Below are 17818 nucleotides of genomic sequence, written 5' to 3' on the forward strand. Positions count from 1 at the left end.
GATGCGGGCCGCAGCAAGGAGCCGCTCCTATGCAAAAGCGCAAAGACCTGACGATCGACGAAGCCATCCGGGATCCGATGATCCGGCTGGTGATGAAGGCGGATGGGGTAGATCCCAAAGCCTTCGAACGGATGCTGCGCTTGCGCGCGGCGGAACAGGCGTGGAGCGATTTCCTGCCCTCCTTCCTGCAGGATTCCGGCTCCGGCCGGTCCCGGCGCCTGCGCCATTTCGCAAAACCGTTCGGCGAGGCATCCGCATCATGGTGAACTTTTTCATCCACCGCCCGATCTTTGCGTCGGCGATCGCCATCATCATGGTGCTCGCCGGCGCGATCGCCTATTTCCTGCTGCCGATCTCGCAATTCCCCGACATCACGCCGCCGCAGGTCGTGGTCAGCGCGCAATATCCGGGCGCCAGCGCCCAGGTCGTCGCCGACACCGTCACCACGCCGCTTGAGCAGCAGATCAACGGCGTGCAAGGCATGACCTACATGTCGTCGACGAGCTCGAATGACGGCTCCTCCACCATCACCATCACTTTCGACGTCGGCTATCCGTTGAGCACGGCGGCCGTCGACGTGCAGAATCGCGTCAGCCAAGCGGCATCCTCCCTGCCCGCTATCGTCAACCAGGGCGGCGTGACGATCAAGAAGCAGAACCCGAATTTCGTGCTGATCGTCGACCTCACCTCGCCGGACGGCTCCGTCGATCCGGTGGCGCTGAGCAATCTCGCCTATCTGCAGGTGGTCGATCCGCTGAAGCGCCTGCCCGGCGTCGGCGACGTGCAGATCTTCGGCGAGCGCCGCTATTCGATGCGCGTCTGGCTCGACCCGGACAAATTGGCCAATCTCGGCATCACCGCCGTCGACGTGCAGAACGCCATCGCCGAGCAGAACGTGCAGGTCGCGGCCGGCAAGATCGGCCAGTCGCCGGCGCCGGCCGGCACCGCCTTCGAAATGCAGGTCAACGCCGTCGGCCGCCTGAGCGACCCGAAGGAATTCGGCGACATCGTCGTGCGCGCCAATTCGCAGAACGGCTCGCTGGTGCGCTTGCGCGACGTCGCCCGCATCGAGCTCGGCGCGCTGCAATATTCCTCGTCCGCCTTCTTCGGCAAGGACCCGACCGTGGTGCTTGCCGTGTACCAGATGCCAGGCTCCAACGCGCTCGACCTGCAGCAGCGGGTTAAGGACAAGATGAAGGAGCTGTCGGCGCGTTTCCCGAAGGGCGTCAACTACGCCATGCATTACGACACTACGCGCTTCGTGTCGGCCTCCATGCATGACGTGCTGATCACGCTCGGCGAAGCGCTGGTGCTGGTCGTGGCGGTGGTGTTCATCTTTCTGCAGAGCTGGCGCACCACGCTGATCCCGACCATCGCCATCCCGGTCTCGCTCGTGGCGACGCTGGCGATCATGTACATGCTGGGCTTCTCGCTCAACATGCTGTCGCTGCTCGGCATGGTGCTGGCGATCGGCCTTGTCGTCGACGACGCCATCGTCGTGGTGGAGAATGTCGAACGACAATTGGAAGCGGGCCTGCCGCCGCTGGCGGCGACGCGCGCTGCGATGGCGGAAGTCACCGGGCCTATCATCGCGACTACCGCGGTGCTGGCGGCGGTGTTCATCCCCGTCGCCTTCATTCCGGGCGTCTCCGGCCGGCTCTACAACCAGTTCGCGCTGACTGTGGCGATCTCCGTCGGCATCTCGGCCTTCAACTCGCTGACGCTGTCGCCGGCATTGAGCGCAGCCTTCCTGCGCCATCGCGGCGAGACGCAGTTCGCGCCGTTCCGCTGGTTCAACGCCGGCTTCGACTGGCTGTCGCACGCCTATGCGCATGGCGTGCGCATCCTGATCAGGCTGCGCTGGATCATGCTCGGCCTGTTCGCGGCCGGTCTCGTCGCCACCTACTTCGTCTGGCAGAAGCTGCCCTCGACCTTCCTCCCCGTCGAGGACCAGGGCTATTTCTTCGTCGTTATCCAGCTACCCGACGGCGCTTCGCTGGAGCGCACCGACGCAGCGGCGCAGAAGGCGCGCGACATCCTGCAGTCGACGCCCGGCGTCGACATCGTCGGCTCGATCAGCGGCCTCAACTTCCTGACCAGCGCCGCGCAGTCGAACTCGGCGGTGGAGTTCGCCATCCTCAAGCCATGGGACGAACGCGGGCCTGACGAGAGCGCCTCGAAGCTGGTCGAGCAGGTGCGCGGCAAGCTGTTGCAGATCCCGGAAGCCTTCGCGCTGTCCTTCGATCCGCCGTCGATCCCGGGCCTCGGCACCACCGGCGGCTTCGAGTTCCAGGTGGAAGACCTGTCGGGACGCGGCAGTGCTGCGCTCAACGACGTGACGCAGGCGCTGATCGCGGAAGCCCGCAAGCAGCCGGAGCTCAACCCGCAGCAGCTGTTCTCGTCCTTCTCGACCTCGACGCCGCAGTTCAACTACGACCTCGACCGGAGCAAGGCGAAGCTGCTCGGCCTCAACCTGCCGGATGTCTTCAACACGCTGCAGATCTATCTCGGCTCGCTCTACGTCAACGACTTCAACCTGTTCGGCCGCACCTTCCGCGTGACCATCCAGGCCGACAAGGACGCGCGCGCCGACGCGACCGACATCTCCAGGCTCTATGTGCGCAATTCGTCGGGCGGCATGGTGCCGCTGAGCACGCTGGGCAAACTGGTGCCGATCGTCGGGCCGGAGACCGTGCCGCATTACAACAACAACGCGTCCGCGCTCATCAATGGCGGCGCTGCTCCGGGCTTCTCGTCCGGACAGGCGGTGGCGGCGATGGAGCGGGCGGCGGCGACCGTGCTGCCGCGCGACTTCGGCTATGAGTGGACCGGCATCACCTATCAGGAGCTCAAGGCCGGATCGATCGCGTCTGTCGTCTTCGGGCTGGCGATCGTCTTCGTCTTCCTGATCCTGGCGGCGCAGTATGAAAGCTGGGCGATGCCCTTCATGGTGCTGCTCGCCGTGCCGCTCGCTTTGTTCGGCGCCTTCGTGGTGCTGCTGCTGCGCGGCATGCAGATCGACGTCTATTCGCAGATCGGCTTCGTCATGCTGATCGGCCTCGCGGCCAAGAACGCGATCCTGATCGTCGAGTTCGCCAGACGCCGGCGCGAGGAAGGCCTGACCATCGTCGAGGCGGCGATGGAAGCCGCAAGGCTGCGGCTGCGGCCGATCCTGATGACCGCCTTCGCCTTCATCCTCGGCGTGCTGCCGCTGATGTTCGCGACGGGCGCGGGCGCTGCCAGCCGGCAGTCGATCGGCACCACCGTCTTCGGCGGCATGGTGGCGGCGACGGTGCTGTCGCTGGTCTTCGTGCCGGTCTTCTACGCGGTGATCGAACAGCTGCGCGAGCGCGGCGAGAAAGGACCAGCCAAGGGACACCACGCCCCTCAGCCAGACGAAATCGAACCGACCGCCGAGCCGGCGCTTCAGCCGCTCGCCCAGGCGGCCGAATAGGATTGGAGACCAATCATGCGTAAATGGAAAATCGCTTTAGGAGCCGCCGTCGCAGTGGGCGCGGTTTCGGTGGCAAGCGTCCACCTGTTGAACCTCGGCTACCTCGGCGGCGGCACGGCGGGCGCGGCGCCCGCGCCGGCGGCCTTCGTCATGCCGGTGCCGGTGGTCAATGTCGTCAAGAAGACGCTGCCGATCTATCTCGACTACGCGGCGCGGGTGGAATCGATCCGCAGCATCACGCTGCAGGCGCGCGTGCCGGGCTATCTGCAGGAGCAGACGGCGGCCGACGGCAGCGACGTCAAGCAGGGCGACATGCTCTACCGCATCGCGCCGGATGATTATCAGGCGGCACTCGACCAGGCGAAGGCGCAGGTGCAGCGCGACACGGCGACGCTCGAATACGCCAAGTCCAATCTCGGCCGCGGCACCGACCTTGCCAAGGCCGGCTATCTCGACAAGGACAGCTTCGACCAGCGCACCAGCAATTTGCGCACGGCGCAGGCCGCGCTTGCCGTCGACCAGGCGGCGGTGCGGACGGCAGAGCTAAATCTGGGCTACGCCGAGATCAAGGCGCCGTTCTCGGGACGCATCGGTCGCAACCAGGCCTCGGTCGGCACGCTGGTCAGCGTCGCCGGCACGGTGCTCAACACGCTGGTGCAGCTCGACCCGATCTATGTCACCTTCAATCCGAGCGAGACGGACCTCGTCCAGATCGAGCAGGCGAAGGCTAGCGGTCCAATCGCAGTCGACGTGCTGTTGCCCGGCGAGACGCAGCCCAGCCAGAAGGGCGAGCTGACCTTCATCGACAACACGATCGACCACTCGACCGGCACGATCACGGCGCGCGCCACGATCGGCAATGCCAAGTTCTCGCTGCTGCCGGGACAATATGTGCGGGTCCGCCTGCATGTGAAGGAACAGCCCAACACACTGATGGTGCCGCAGGTCGCGCTGGGTTCCAGCCAGCTCGGCAAATATCTCTACGTGCTGGGCAAGGGCAACACCGTCGACCAGAAGCTGGTCTCGCTCGGGCCGACCGACGGCGACCTGATTTCCGTGACCTCCGGCATCTCCGAGACCGACCAGGTGATCACGGGCAATTTACAGAAGATCGGACCTGGAATGCCGGTTTCTCCCTTGCCGCAACCGAAACCGGCCAGCTGATTCCCCCATCAGATCCGGTCCGACGGCGCCCTCGGTTCCAACGCCGAGGGCGCCGTTTTGTTGAGCAGCGCCACGAGCCCTGCAATATCGGCGCGTTCCGCCTTGGCCGGTAGCATGAAGGCGCAGTAGGGCTGGCCGAGGCGCACCGAGACCGACGACAGCGCGATCAGCCGGCCGGCTTCGAGATCGGCGCCGGCCATGATCCGCTGACCGAGCGCAATGCCCAAGCCCAACCTTGCTGCGCCGATCGCCAGGCTAGACAGGCCGACACGGCGGCCATGCGACGGGTCCGGCGCGCGATTGCCGCCGGCGGCCGCGAACCAGTCCGCCCAGCTCGGATGCGAGGCATAGTTTGGACCCCAATTGGTGTGGATGAAGTGGCTCTCATGCACATCCGCAAGGCCGGCGGAACCGTTGCCGTGGCGCTGCCAGAATTCAGGCGACGCGACCGGCAGCACGTCGTCATGGACGAGCCGAACCATCTTCAGCGCCGGATAGTGGTAGTCGCCATAGGAGATGCGCAGGTCGATGTTCTGGCGCACGACGTCGACGGGATCGTCCTCGACGCGGACGTCGATCGCCATCTGCGGAAAACCGTCGAGCAGCTGCGCCAGGCGCGGCGCCAGCCAAAGCTCGGCCAGCGAGAACGGCACGCTGACCACGAGGCGCGTGCGCAGGCCGCCTTCCAGCATGCGTCGGCCGACCGCTGCGATCTCGCCCAGCGCCCGCGCTGTCTGCGGGTAGATGGCATGGCCGGCATCGGTGAGCGTGATGCGGTTGCCGTTGCGCACGAAAAGCTGCTTGCCGAACCAGTCCTCCAGATTGCGGACCTGCTGGCTGATCGCGGCCGACGAGACACCAAGCTCGGTGGCGGCAAGCGTGAACGATCCGGCCCGCGCGGCGACCTCGAAGACCCGCATCGCATTCAAAGGCGGAAGCTTTTCCAAGCGCTATCCTCAAAAGATTTTCTTGGGCAAGCCTAACAATTTTGCGCGTTGCAGCCAAGATTTCCTTGCTGTGTAGTGACCTCAGATTTTTGGAGGACGCTATGATCGACAACATTCTCGACCTGGACCGCTACCCGCTGAACCGCGAGGGCAGCCCTGAATGGCAGCGGCTGGTGGACGAGTCCAAGGCAGCGCTCGCGGCGGGTGGCATGTTCAACCTCGAAGGTTTTCTGCGCCCCGGCATCGCCGAGAAGGCGGTCGCCGAGATCCGGCCGGTGATGGACAGCCGCTCGCATGTGCATAAGCGCATGCACAACATCTACTTCAAGCCGTCGATCCCGGAACTTGCGCCCGACCATCCGGCGCTGCGCAAGGTCGAGACGATCAGCCACACGGTCTGCGCCGACCAGATCCCCGGCAGCACCGTGCTTTCGATCTATGAATACGAGCCGCTGGTGCGCTTCCTGGCGGCGACGATGGACAAGCCTGAACTGCACGTCATGCAGGATCCGCTGGCCCGCGCCAACGTCATGGGCTACCGCGCCGGCGAGGCGCTCAACTGGCATTTCGACCGCTCGGAATTCACCACGACGCTTTTGCTGCAGGCGCCTGAAATCGGCGGCGACTTCGAATACCGCACCGACCTGCGCTCGGACAACGACCCGAACTATGACGGCGTGGCGAAGTTGCTCGAAGGGCGCGACCCGGAAGCGCAGATCCTGCGCATCAAGGCCGGCACGCTGAACGTCTTTCGCGGCAAGAACACCGCGCACCGAGTCACCACGGTCGAAGGGAAACGCGAGCGTATGATCGCGGTGTTCTCTTACTACGAGCGCCCCGGTGTGATGTTCAGCGACGAGGAGCGGATCGGTTTCTACGGCCGCGCGGCATGAGGCGCGGCGTCGCAAAGAATCTTGAAATGCCTACTTGTTAGATTGTCGACAATCTGATTGTCTTGCATAAATCCTTCCAGGAGAGATGCATGGCCAAGCTGGATTTCAGTCCGATCGCGGATACCACGCGCAGGGCGGAGATCGTCGCTCTGCTGCGGCGTGCGATCCTTACCGGGCAGCTCGAGCCGGGGCAGAAGCTCAACGAGCTCAGGATTTCCGAGCAGATGCGGGTCAGCCGCGCGCCTTTGCGCGAAGCCATGCGCGAGCTGGTGCAGGAAGGCATCCTGACCAGCATCCCCTATGCCGGGACCTTCGTCATCGAGGTCACCGCCAAGGACATCATCGACGCCTATTCGCTCAACCAGGTGCTGGACGAATTCGCCATCGAGCGGACCTGGCCGCTGCGCGACCAGCGTTTCTTCGACGAACTCGACCGCCGCCATGAGGCGGTGAAGCAGGCGACGCGGGCAAAGGACACCACACGCCAGATCGAGACCGCACTGCAGTTGCACGGGCTGATCTACGAATGGGCCGACAATTCGGTGCTCCTGGAAACCTGGCAGCGGCTGACCAGCCGGCTGCAGATGTATTTCGCCTTGCACCAGCGCGCCCGCAACGAGCCGGTGCCGGCCGAGGACGTGCACGAGACCTATGTGGCGCTGCTCAAGGGCAAGGACATGCGCGCCGCACAGCGCCATGCGCGCGAGCATATCGACCTCGATTTCGAGGAGCTGCTCGCCTATGCGCGCAGCCTCGAAAAGCGCATCTAAGAACTGACACGCAAGCCCATCAACGGACAGCAAAGTGAAGATCAAGAGCATCAAGGCCTACAATGTCGTGCAGCCCTTCGTGGACGGGCCCTACCGCATGTCCAAGGGGCGCGTCGCCGACTGTTTCGACGCGGTGATCGTCGCCATCACCTCCGACAGCGGCGTCACCGGCTGGGGCGAGATGGCGCCGCTCGGCAATTTCTATTCGGCCGCGTTTCCGGCCGGCACCCGTGCCGGGGTGCCGGAGATCGCGCCGCATCTGATCGGCCAGGATCCACGCGGCCACGCCGGTATCGGCCGGCTGATGGACACGGTGTTCAAGGGCCATCCCTACATCAAATCGGCGCTCGACATGGCTTGCTGGGATCTTGCCGCGCGCGCGGCGGACGTGCCGCTGGTGACCATGCTCGGCGGCCGCGAGAGCGACATGGCGGAGACCTACCGGGTCGTCACCCACGGCACGCTCGACCAGATGGCCGCACTGGCCAAGCGGATCATCGCCGAAGGCTGCCGCCGGCTGCAGGTCAAGGTCGGCGGCAATGTGCATGACGATATCGAGCGGGTGACGACGGTGGCCTCGGCCGTGCCGAAGGGCACGGTGATCTTCTGCGACGCCAATGCCGGCTGGACGCCCTACCAGGCGCGCCAGTTCGCCGACGCCACGCGCGGCATCGACTACACGTTCGAGCAGCCCTGCACGACAATCGAGGAGAACATGTCGGTGCGCCGCATGCTCGACAAGCCGATGGTGCTCGACGAATCCGTCACCTCGCTGGAGGAGATGCTCGCCATTCACCGCCTGGGCGCCGCCGACGGGCTGACGCTGAAGATCTCGCGGCTTGGCGGCGTGACGCGGACGCGGCAGATCCGCGACGTCGCCGTCGATCTCGGCTTCATGATCACGGTCGAGGACACAGGCGGCGCCGAGATCGACACCGCCGCCATGGCGCATCTGTCGCTGTCGACGCCGCAGGAACGCCGGCTGCACGCCATCGCCTTCCATGAATGGGTGACGGTGCGCACCGCCAGGAACGCGCCGCCGGTGACCGGCAGCCATATGGGCATTCCCGACGGCCCCGGCCTCGGCATCGATGTCGACCCCGGCCTGCTCGGCGAACCCTTCTTCGAGAGCGGCTGAGATGAAGATCAAGCGTATCAAGGCAACGCCGATCAACTACAGGCTGGAAGCGCCTTACGTCTGGGTGTTCGGCGAGCTCGACGGCTTTTCGCCGACCATCGTCGAGGTCGAGACCGAGGACGGGCTTGTCGGCATCGGCGAAGCGCCGACTCCTGGCGCCGCCGCGATCATCAACGACATACTGGCGCCAAGGCTTGCCGGCCGCGATGCATTCGACATTGCCGGCGCCGAGGAAGTCTGCCTGCCCTTCTGGAGCGGCGTGCAGTCGATCAACGACCGCACCCGCATCATGGCCTTCGGCGCCATCGAGATGGCGCTGTGGGACCTGCGCGGCAAGGCCTGGAAGCAGCCGCTCTATCAGCTGCTCGGCGGCGCGGTGCGCAAGGAAATCCCGTTCACCGACTATTTCTCGCTGCGCGGCGACGGCGCCAGGGTGAAGGGCGAGAAGACGCCGGAAGAAGTCGCCGACTATTGCGTCGAACTCAACGAGCGCCACGGCACGACCTTCTTCGAGGGCAAATTCTCGACGCAGGACCCGAAGGTCTCGATGAAGATGGTCGAGCTGATCCGCAAGAAGCTCGGCGACGCTGCGATGATCCGCATCGATTCCAACCAGGCCTATTCGCTGGCCGCCGCCCGCCAGCTGGCGCGGCCGCTGGAGGAGCTTGGCGTGCGCAACTGGGAAGACCCGGTGGCAACCGTCGAGGAGATGCGCGAACTGCGCCGGCATTGCTCGATCCCGTTCTCGACCCACAACATCGACATCGCGCGTGCCATGGAGTTGAAAGTGCCGGACGCTTTCGTCGGCAATCCGACGGCACATGGCGGCATCAACCGCATGCTGCGTTTCGTCGGCGCCTGCGAGCATGCCGGCATCGACTATTGGTGCTACAGCGGCGACACCGGCATCGGCAGCGCCTGCTATTTGCATCTGTGCGCCGCGCTCGGCTGGATCCGGGAGCCCAACCAGTCGCTGTTTCGGATGTGGCCGATGGACATCATCGAGGAAGGCCCGTTTTCGCCGAAGAACAATGTCGTGCCGGTGCCCGAAGGCCACGGCCTCGGCGTTACGCTGTCGCAAGACAGGCTTGCCGCCTGTCATCGCGATTTCGTCGAGAACGGACCCTGCAACAAATATCACGATCCGGAAAAACCCGGGACTTACCGCCGTCTGCCGCTGAATTAGGAGGGATGTCGAAAAGCAAGCAGGATTTATCGGGAAAAAGGCGGCCACGGGTCGCCTGGCCGACAGACAATTCATCAAGAAAATCTGACTTTTCCGTCCCAACGAGCGGATGGACCGGTCGGAGCCGCATGCTAGTGTAGATCGACCGATATCGATGAGGGCCGGGAACAGGAGAACTCCCACGGAACTCATTGGCTGGAATGCACCTCACCAACCACAACAACTGGGGAAAGGGCTTAGACCCATGAAGAACTACCGTATTCTCGATCTTCTGCGGCGTGGCCGCACGCCGCTCGAAAACCATTTGATCGACGGCCTTGTCGACGGCCGCATCAGCCGCCGCGAATTCGTGCGTCACGGCAGCCTGCTCGGCCTGTCGCTGCCGCTGCTCGGCCGCATCGGCATGGCCGCGGGCTTCGGCGCGGCGCCCTCGCTGGCGCGCGCCGGCGCGCCCGGCGCCACCATCCGCGTCGGCAGCAGCGTGCCGGCCGCGGCGATCGATCCCGTCACCATCGCCGACGCCGGCGGCCTGCTGGTCATGCAGCAGGTGGCCGAATTCCTCTGCGTCGACGGACCGGACCTGGTGCTGAAGCCGGCGCTGGCCGAAAGCTGGAAGCCGAATGCCGACGGCACCGTGTGGACCTTCGCGCTGCGCAAGGGCGTGAAATTCCACTCGGGCGGCGAGATGAAGGCCGAGGACGTGGTGGCCAGCATCGACCGTCTCGCCGATCCGGCCAATTCCTCCAACGCGCTCTCGGTGTTCACCGGCATCCTGCAGAAGGGCAACAGCAAGAAGATCGACGACTACACCGTCGAATTCCACCTCGACGCGCCGAACGGCAACTTCCCCTATATGCTGTCGTCCGACAACTACAACGCCGTCATCATCCCGGCGAGCTACAAGGGCGACTACGAGAAGAGTTTTGACGGCACCGGGCCGTTCAAGCTGGAGAAATACACGCCCAAGGTCGGCGCGTCCTTCGTGCGCAACGACGACTACTGGGGCGACAAAGCGCTGCCGGATCGCACCGAGTTCACCTTCTTCGCCGATATGCAGCCGCAGATCCTGGCGCTGCAGGGCGGCCAGATCGACATCATCAACCAGATGCCGGTGCTGGCCGGCGTCGGCCTGCTCAGCGATCCGAATGTCGACATCATCAGCCTGAAGTCGTCGGCGCATCAGCAGTTGCATATGCACTGCGACGAGGGCCCGACCAAGGACGCGCGCGTGCGCCGCGCCATCGCGCTCTGCCTCGACCGCGAGAAACTCGCCGCCGGCCTGATGAAGGGACGCTCGGCGCTCGGCAATGACAGCCCGTTCGCCGCCGTCTATCCCTCGACCGACACCAGCGTGCCGCAGCGCAAGCAGGACATCGCCCAGGCCAAGCAGTTGATGGAAGCGGCCGGCCTCGCGCAGGGCTTCAAGATGACGCTGACCACCGAGCGCTATCTGGAGATCCCGGAATACGCACAGTTGGTCCAGAACTGGGTCAAGGAAATCGGCATCGAGCTCGAACTCAACATCCTGGACCAGGGCGCCTATTACGGCGACGCCGTGTTCGGCAAGTCGAACTGGCTGGACTCGGCGATGGGCATTACCGATTACGGCCACCGCGGCGTGCCCAATGTCTATCTCGCCGCGCCCTTGAAGAGCGAGGGCACCTGGAACGCCGCCCACTTCAAGAACAAGGACTACGACCAGCTCGCGACGAGCTATATCGCCGCCCTCGACCTCGAGGCGCAGAAGGCCGACGCCGGCAAGATCCAGAAGCTGCTGCTCGAGGAAACGCCGGTCATCTTCGGCTATTTCTACGACTATCTGACGGCGACGGCGAAGGGCGTGACGGGCGCGCAGCCCACCGCCATGTCGCAGTTGTTCCTCGACAAGGCGTCGAAAGGCTGAGCATGAGGCAAGCGTAGATCCCGCAGCGCCGGCTCCCCAAGGGGCTGGCGCTTGCCGGCCGAAACGGGACAGGGCGCCAGGCGCCCTGCCCGCAACGGCCGCAGCGGGATGACGCGTCCCATGGGAACCGCGACCCTGCTCACCACCATGCATTGGGGGACCTACGAGGTCCGCGCCGAGAACGGCCGGCTCGTCGGCGTCGAGCCGTGGAGCGGCGATCCAGACCCGTCGCCGATCGGCCGATCGATGCTGGGCACGGTGCAGGGCGAGTTGCGCGTCGCCCGCCCTGCCATCCGCCGCGGCTGGCTGGAAGGCGATAGGTCCGTTCCGACAAGCAGACGGGGCGACGAACCCTTCGTCGAAGTGCCGTGGGAAACCGCGCTGGATATCGTGGCGAAAGAGCTCGATCGCGTCCGCCTCGCGCATGGCAACAGCGCCATCTATGCCGGATCCTACGGCTGGGCGAGCGCCGGGCGATTCCACCATGCGCAAGGCCAGGTGCATCGCTTCCTCAACACGATCGGCGGCTATACCGGCTCGGTGCTGAGCTATTCCTATGGCGCGGCCGAGATCATCCTGCCGCATGTGCTTGGCAGCACCGATGCGCTGACCGGTAATCATACAACCTGGGATGGGATCGAGCGCCATGCCAAGCTGATCGTCGCCTTCGGCGGGCTGCCCTGGCGCAACGCGCAGGTGCAAGGCGGCGGCTCGGCGCGGCACGAGGCATCGGTGGCGCTGAGCAACGCGGTCGCCAACGGCGCGCGGCTGATCAACGTCTCGCCGGTGCGCGACGACGCGCCGCGCGGCGTCGACACCGAATGGCTGCCGCTGCGGCCGAACAGCGACACTGCAGTGATGCTGGCGCTTTGCCATGTGCTGATCAGCGACGGCCTGCACGACGAAGCCTTCCTGGCGCGCTACTCGACCGGCTTCGACATTGTGCGGCCGTATATCATGGGCGAGACCGACGGCCATCCGAAGGATCCGGCATGGGCGGCGGAACTCAGCGGCGTCGATCAAGCGACGATCGTCGCGCTGGCGAGGGACATGGCGTCCAGCCGCACGATGCTGATGGTCAGTTGGTCGCTGCAGCGCGCCGACCATGGCGAGCAGCCCTATTGGGCGGCGATCACGCTGGCAGCCCTGCTCGGCCAGATCGGCCTGCCCGGCGGCGGCATCGGCTTCGGCTATTCCTCGACCAATGGCGCCGGCCGGCCGGAGATGGGCTTCCGCTGGCCCTCGGTGCCGCAAGGCCGGAACGCGGTGCCGCATTTCATCCCGGTCGCGCGCATGGCCGACATGCTGCTCGATCCGGGCGGCGGCTTCGACTTCAACGGCGTGGCGCGCTCCTATCCCGACATCAGGCTGGTCTACTGGGCCGGCGGCAATCCGTTCCACCATCACCAGGACCTCAACCGCCTGGTCCAGGCCTGGCAGCGGCCGGAGACGATCATCGTCAACGAGCAATTCTGGACGGCGACGGCGCGCCATGCCGACATCGTGCTGCCGGTGACGACACCGCTGGAGCGCAACGACCTCTCCTTCTCCAACCGCGAGAACCTGATCGTCGCCATGAAGCAGGCGATCGAGCCGTTCCAGGACGCGCGCGACGATTTCGCCATCTTCGCCGATGTGGCGGCACGGCTCGGCACCAGCGAGGCCTTCACCGAAGGACGCGACGCCGACCAATGGATCCGGCACCTCTATGACCAGGCGCTGCAGAATGCCGGCGCCGCCGGCGTGACGATGCCGCCCTTCGACCGGTTCTGGGATGAAGGCCATGCCGAACTCGCCCGCTCGGTGACGTCGCAGACCTTCCTCGGCGCCTTCCGCGCCGATCCGGAGCGGCATCGCCTGGCGACGCCGTCGGGTCGCATCGAACTCTACTCGGCGACGATCGAATCCTTCGGCTATGACGACTGTCCCGGCCACGCCGTGTGGCGCGAGCCGCGCGAATGGCTGGGGAACACCACCCTCGCCGAGCGCTTCCCGTTGCACCTCCTGTCGCCGCAGCCGGCCGACAAGTTGCACAGCCAATACGATCACGGCTCGGTCAGCCGTGCCGGCAAGATCGCCGGCCGCGCCAGGTTGCTGATCAACCGGCAGGATGCGCAAGCGCGCGGCATCGCCGACGGCATGGTGGTACTCGTCTCCAACGATCGCGGATCCTGCCTTGCAGGTGCCGCACTGACCGACAGCCTGATCCCCGGCGTCGTGCAGCTGCCGACCGGCGCCTGGTTCGATCCCGCCCGTCCGGGAGAGCCGCAGGGCCTCGAAAAGCACGGCAATCCCAATGTGCTGACGCCCGATCGCGGCACGTCGCGGCTGGCGCAGTCGCCGACCTGCAATTCGACGCTGGTTCAGGTCTCGCGCTTTGCGGGCACCGTTCCGCCGGTGACAGCCTTCGATCCGCCTGCCACTATCGGTTTGTCCGACATGTCCGGCGCGCCCGGACACAAAGACCTTCGTTAAGGAGACGCGGCCATTCTAGCTTTCCTCGTCCGGCGCCTGGCATTGTCACTGGTCACGCTGTTCCTGCTCAGCGTCATGGTCTTCCTCGGCGGCCAAGTGCTGCCCGGCAATGTCGGGCGCGCCATATTGGGGCCGTTCGCCGATCAGCGCGCCGTCGATGCGCTCAACCACACGCTCGGCGTCGACCGGCCGCTGCTGACGCAATACGGAACCTGGATCTGGAACTTCATCCAGGGCGACATGGGCACATCCTACGTCTTTCGTGCGCCGGTGGCGCCATTCGTTCTCGATGCGCTCGGCAACTCGATGAAGCTGGCGGCGGTCGCCTTCGTGCTGGTGGTGCCGATCGGCATCCTCGGCGGCGTCATCGCGGCGCTCAACCTCAACCGGCCGCTCGACCGCATCATCAGCCTCGGCGGCCTGTCGGTGACGGTGCTGCCCGAATTCGTCACCGGCATCATCCTGATCCTGATCTTCGGCGTGTGGCTGCGCTGGCTGCCGATCGCCGCCACCTGGCCGAAGGACGCCGGCTTCTTCACCCAGCTCTATTATCTGATCCTGCCGTCGCTGCCGCTGTTCCTGGTGCTGTTCGGTTATATCGCGCGCATGGCGCGCTCCGGCATGATCGAGGCGCTCGATTCCGACTATACGCGCACCGCGGTGCTGAAGGGCCTGCCCTGGCGCACGGTGATCTGGCGCCACGTCCTGCGCAATGCGCTGTTGCCGACCATCACCGTCATCGCCACGCAGACCGGCTATCTGATCGGCGGCCTGGTCGTCATCGAAACGCTGTTCCGTTACCAGGGCATCGGCTCGCTGATCTTCACCGCCGCGCGAGGCAAGGATTTTCCGATGCTGGAAGCCGGCATCCTCACCATCGGCATCGTCTACGCGGTGGCCACTTTGGTCGCCGACTTCCTCTATTCCGTGCTCAATCCGCGGATCCGGCTGGGAGCAGAGCAATGAGCGCCACTGACACCCCTATCGGCATGCCCGCCGCGCCCGACACGACGCGGCGAAGCCCCTGGGGCGAGGTGCTGCATTCGCTCTTGCGCTCCGGCACCTTCCTGACCGGGCTGGCGATCGTCGTCTTCTGGGTCGTCTGCGCGCTGTTCGGCGAGCATTTCGTCCCCTACGATCCGCTGGCGAGCGACATCATCAACTCGCTCACGCCGCCGGCCGCAGATCACTGGTTCGGCACCGACCAGCTCGGCCGCGATGTCTTCTCGCGCGTCATCGTCGGCTCGCGCGACATCCTGACCGTGGCGCCGCTGGCAACCATCCTGGCGACCATCGCCGGCACGGCGCTCGGCCTCGTCATCGGCTATTTCCGCGGCATCGTCGACGACGTCATCAGCCGCGTGCTCGAAGCCTTCATGGCGATCCCGGTGGTGATCATCGCTCTGCTCGCCATCGTCGCGCTCGGCACCTCCAAGGTCACCGTCATCGTCGTCATCGGCTTGAGCTTCGCCCCGATCATTGCCAGGACAGTGCGCTCGGCGGTGCTCGCCGAGCGCGAACTCGATTATGTCGCGGCGGCAAAGCTGCGCCACGAAGGCGCGCTGCACACGATGTTCGTCGAGATCCTGCCCAACATCATCCCGCCGATCCTGGTCGAGACGACGGTGCGGCTGGGCTACGCCATCTTCGCCGTCGCTACGCTCTCCTTCATGGGCTTCGGCATCCAGCCGCCCTCGCCCGACTGGGGCCTGTCGATCTCGTCCAATTACGGCATGATCGGCGGCGGCTTCTGGTGGACAGTGCTGTTCGATGCTTTGGCCATCGCCTCGCTGGTGATCGGCGTCAATCTCGTGGCCGACGGCGTGCATGGAGCGTTCAATGACTGAGCCTAGCCAAGCCGCCAACGCGCTCGAACTCAACGACCTCTCCGTCGCCTATCGCGTCGCCGGACGCAACCGCGCGGTGCTGCGCAACGTCAACCTGACCATCAAGGCCGGCGAAGCCTACGGCCTGGTCGGCGAATCCGGCTGCGGCAAGTCGACCGTGGCGCTCTCCGTCGTGCGCTATCTGCCGCGCAACGGCTCGATCACCGGCGGCTCGATCGCGCTCGACGGGCAGGATGTGATGAAGCTCGACGCCGAGGCGCTCAGACGCGCCCGCGCCGACAGCGTGTCGATGGTCTATCAGGACCCAGGCAAGGCGCTGAACCCGTCGCTACGCATCGGCCGCCAGCTGACTGAGATATTCGAGCTGGCCGGCATCACCGGCCAGGCGGCGCAGGACAAGGCGATCGCGATGCTCAACCGCGTGCGCATCTCCGATCCGGTCAGCGTCATGCAGCGCTATCCGCATCAGCTTTCCGGTGGCATGCAGCAGCGCGTGGCGATCGCCATGGCGCTGGCCAACGACCCTTCGATGCTGATCCTCGACGAGCCGACCACCGGCCTCGACGCGACGGTGGAAGCCGAGGTGCTCGACCTGATCGGCCAGTTGCGACGCGAGCTGTCGGCCTCGATCCTGTTCATCAGCCACAACCTCGCCGTCGTCTCCAACATGTGCGACCGCGTCGGCGTGCTCTATGCCGGCATGCTGGTTGAGGAAGGCCCGACCAAGGACGTCTTCAACGATCCGCGCCACCCCTACACGGTAGCGCTGCTGCGCTGCCTGCCGCGCGGCGGCCAGCGCAAGGACCAGGGCCGGCTCGATACCATCCCCGGCTTCCTGCCCGGCATCGGCGCCAACATCGTCGGCTGCGCTTTCGCCGACCGCTGCGCGCTGGCGACCGAGCGCTGCCGAGCCGAGCCACCACCGCTTTACGAGCTTGGCGACGGCCGGCTGTCGCGCTGCCACTATCACGACAAGGCGCAGTCGCTGCCGCGCGCGACACCCGCCGAGATTCCCGCCGTCACACCGAAACAGGCGCCGCCGGTGCTGCAGGTAGAAGGGCTGAACAAGACCTATGCCAGCCACGGCCGCCCGCTCAGGGCCGTGAAGGACGTCTCGGTCAGCCTGAGGCCTGGCGAGACACTCGGCCTGGTCGGCGAATCCGGCAGCGGCAAGACGACCTTCGCCAGGCTGGTGCTCGGCCTCGTCTCGCCGGACGACGGCGGCTCGATCGCGCTCGAAGGCAAGAAGCTGGCGCCACGGCTTGCGAGCCGCACGGAGGACCAGGTGAAGGCGGTGCAGATCGTCTTCCAGAACCCGGATTCGGCGCTCAACCGCTCGCATTCGATCAGGCATATCCTGTCCCGCGCGCTGAAGCGGCTGGGCGGGCTCACCGGCAAGACGCTGGACACGCGGCTAGAAGAGCTGGTCCGCTCGGTGCGGCTCACCGACCGGCATCTCGCGGTCAAGCCACGTCAGCTGTCGGGCGGGCTGAAGCAGCGCGTGGCGATCGCGCGCGCCTTCGCCGGCGATCCGCGCATCGTGGTCTGCGACGAGCCGACCTCGGCGCTCGACGTGTCGGTGCAGGCGGCGATCCTCAACCTTCTGGCCGACCTGCAGACGAAGCAGGACGTCAGCTACATCTTCATCTCGCACGACCTCGGCGTGGTGCGTTACCTCTCCGACAAGATCGCCGTGCTCTATCTCGGCCGCATCATGGAGTTCGGTCCGTCGGAAGCGGTGTTCTCCGGCCCGCACCATCCTTATACGGAAGCGCTGCTGTCGGCCGTGCCGAAGCTCGACCGGACCGAAACCTCACGCATCCGCCTCGACGGCGAGATCCCGAGCGCCGCCAATCCACCGAAGGGCTGCGTCTTCCACACGCGCTGCCCGCGCAAGATCGGCGCCATCTGCGAGACGCAGGAGCCGGAGCTGACCGAGGCCGAGCCCGGGCACACGATCCGCTGCCATATCCCTTATGCGGAGCTGGCAAGGCTGCAGAAGCAGGAAGCCATACAGGCGGAGCCGGCCTGATCGCGGCGA

The 17818-nt window shown here is 65.7% G+C and carries 13 protein-coding genes; 12 read left to right on the forward strand and 1 reads right to left on the reverse strand.

Annotated elements, in window-relative coordinates:
* Window positions 1-29 precede the first annotated feature (29 nt).
* From FJ988_RS09465 to FJ988_RS09475, 3 genes are read left to right on the forward strand one after another with little or no spacing between them, the layout of a single operon-like run.
* A complete protein-coding gene (locus FJ988_RS09465; protein ID WP_140816828.1) occupies window positions 30-266 on the forward strand; it encodes a hypothetical protein in 237 nt (78 codons plus the stop codon).
* Window positions 260-3454 carry an efflux RND transporter permease subunit gene (locus tag FJ988_RS09470; RefSeq protein ID WP_140816831.1) on the forward strand — a complete coding sequence of 1065 codons (3195 nt, stop codon included), beginning with the start codon at window positions 260-262 and terminating at the stop codon, window positions 3452-3454. The genes FJ988_RS09465 and FJ988_RS09470 overlap by 7 nt, the downstream gene beginning before the upstream one ends.
* Before the next feature lie 15 nt (window positions 3455-3469).
* On the forward strand, window positions 3470-4618 hold the full coding sequence (locus tag FJ988_RS09475; RefSeq protein WP_140816833.1) for an efflux RND transporter periplasmic adaptor subunit: 1149 nt from the start codon (window positions 3470-3472) through the stop codon (window positions 4616-4618).
* Window positions 4619-4626: 8 nt separating this feature from the next.
* On the opposite strand, the gene FJ988_RS09480 is transcribed toward FJ988_RS09475, so the two are convergent.
* On the reverse strand, window positions 4627-5565 hold the full coding sequence (locus FJ988_RS09480) for a LysR substrate-binding domain-containing protein (RefSeq protein ID WP_140816835.1): 939 nt from the start codon (window positions 5563-5565) through the stop codon (window positions 4627-4629).
* A gap of 101 nt (window positions 5566-5666) precedes the next feature.
* On the opposite strand from FJ988_RS09480, the gene FJ988_RS09485 reads away from it, so the two are divergent.
* The 9 genes from FJ988_RS09485 (at window position 5667) to FJ988_RS09525 (ending at window position 17809) form a co-directional block, all read left to right on the forward strand.
* A complete protein-coding gene (locus FJ988_RS09485; protein WP_246688491.1) occupies window positions 5667-6458 on the forward strand; it encodes a 2OG-Fe(II) oxygenase in 792 nt (263 codons plus the stop codon).
* Window positions 6459-6547: 89 nt separating this feature from the next.
* Window positions 6548-7228 carry a GntR family transcriptional regulator gene (locus FJ988_RS09490; RefSeq protein WP_140816838.1) on the forward strand — a complete coding sequence of 227 codons (681 nt, stop codon included), beginning with the start codon at window positions 6548-6550 and terminating at the stop codon, window positions 7226-7228.
* 34 nt (window positions 7229-7262) lie between these two features.
* Window positions 7263-8366 (forward strand): mandelate racemase/muconate lactonizing enzyme family protein, encoded by a 1104-nt coding sequence (locus tag FJ988_RS09495; protein ID WP_140816840.1) that lies wholly within the window; start codon window positions 7263-7265, stop codon window positions 8364-8366.
* Window position 8367: 1 nt separating this feature from the next.
* A complete protein-coding gene (locus FJ988_RS09500) occupies window positions 8368-9552 on the forward strand; it encodes a mandelate racemase/muconate lactonizing enzyme family protein (RefSeq protein WP_140816842.1) in 1185 nt (394 codons plus the stop codon).
* 244 nt (window positions 9553-9796) lie between these two features.
* Window positions 9797-11455: an ABC transporter substrate-binding protein gene (locus FJ988_RS09505; RefSeq protein ID WP_140816844.1), complete on the forward strand. Its 1659-nt coding sequence runs from the start codon at window positions 9797-9799 to the stop codon at window positions 11453-11455.
* 120 nt (window positions 11456-11575) lie between these two features.
* Window positions 11576-13930, forward strand: a complete 2355-nt coding sequence (locus FJ988_RS09510; RefSeq protein WP_140816847.1) for a molybdopterin guanine dinucleotide-containing S/N-oxide reductase — start codon at window positions 11576-11578, stop codon at window positions 13928-13930.
* A 12-nt stretch (window positions 13931-13942) separates the two neighbouring features.
* Window positions 13943-14896: an ABC transporter permease gene (locus FJ988_RS09515; protein WP_140816849.1), complete on the forward strand. Its 954-nt coding sequence runs from the start codon at window positions 13943-13945 to the stop codon at window positions 14894-14896.
* Complete coding sequence (locus FJ988_RS09520) at window positions 14893-15777, forward strand: ABC transporter permease (protein ID WP_181183480.1); 885 nt, start codon at window positions 14893-14895, stop codon at window positions 15775-15777. The genes FJ988_RS09515 and FJ988_RS09520 overlap by 4 nt, the downstream gene beginning before the upstream one ends.
* On the forward strand, window positions 15770-17809 hold the full coding sequence (locus FJ988_RS09525) for an ABC transporter ATP-binding protein (RefSeq protein WP_140816851.1): 2040 nt from the start codon (window positions 15770-15772) through the stop codon (window positions 17807-17809). The genes FJ988_RS09520 and FJ988_RS09525 overlap by 8 nt, the downstream gene beginning before the upstream one ends.
* Window positions 17810-17818 lie beyond the last annotated feature (9 nt).

This window comes from Mesorhizobium sp. CU3 (genome assembly GCF_006442965.1).
Classification (GTDB): Bacteria; Pseudomonadota; Alphaproteobacteria; order Rhizobiales; family Rhizobiaceae; genus Mesorhizobium.

Excerpts from the sequence above, each read along its gene's own strand:
- FJ988_RS09465 (WP_140816828.1), top strand. The coding sequence starts at position 30 with ATGCAAAAGCGCAAAGACCTGACGATCGACGAAGCCATCCGGGATCCG.
- FJ988_RS09470 (WP_140816831.1), top strand. The coding sequence starts at position 260 with ATGGTGAACTTTTTCATCCACCGCCCGATCTTTGCGTCGGCGATCGCC.
- FJ988_RS09475 (WP_140816833.1), top strand. The coding sequence starts at position 3,470 with ATGCGTAAATGGAAAATCGCTTTAGGAGCCGCCGTCGCAGTGGGCGCG.
- FJ988_RS09485 (WP_246688491.1), top strand. The coding sequence starts at position 5,667 with ATGATCGACAACATTCTCGACCTGGACCGCTACCCGCTGAACCGCGAG.
- FJ988_RS09490 (WP_140816838.1), top strand. The coding sequence starts at position 6,548 with ATGGCCAAGCTGGATTTCAGTCCGATCGCGGATACCACGCGCAGGGCG.
- FJ988_RS09500 (WP_140816842.1), top strand. The coding sequence starts at position 8,368 with ATGAAGATCAAGCGTATCAAGGCAACGCCGATCAACTACAGGCTGGAA.
- FJ988_RS09505 (WP_140816844.1), top strand. The coding sequence starts at position 9,797 with ATGAAGAACTACCGTATTCTCGATCTTCTGCGGCGTGGCCGCACGCCG.
- FJ988_RS09510 (WP_140816847.1), top strand. The coding sequence starts at position 11,576 with ATGGGAACCGCGACCCTGCTCACCACCATGCATTGGGGGACCTACGAG.
- FJ988_RS09520 (WP_181183480.1), top strand. The coding sequence starts at position 14,893 with ATGAGCGCCACTGACACCCCTATCGGCATGCCCGCCGCGCCCGACACG.
- FJ988_RS09525 (WP_140816851.1), top strand. The coding sequence starts at position 15,770 with ATGACTGAGCCTAGCCAAGCCGCCAACGCGCTCGAACTCAACGACCTC.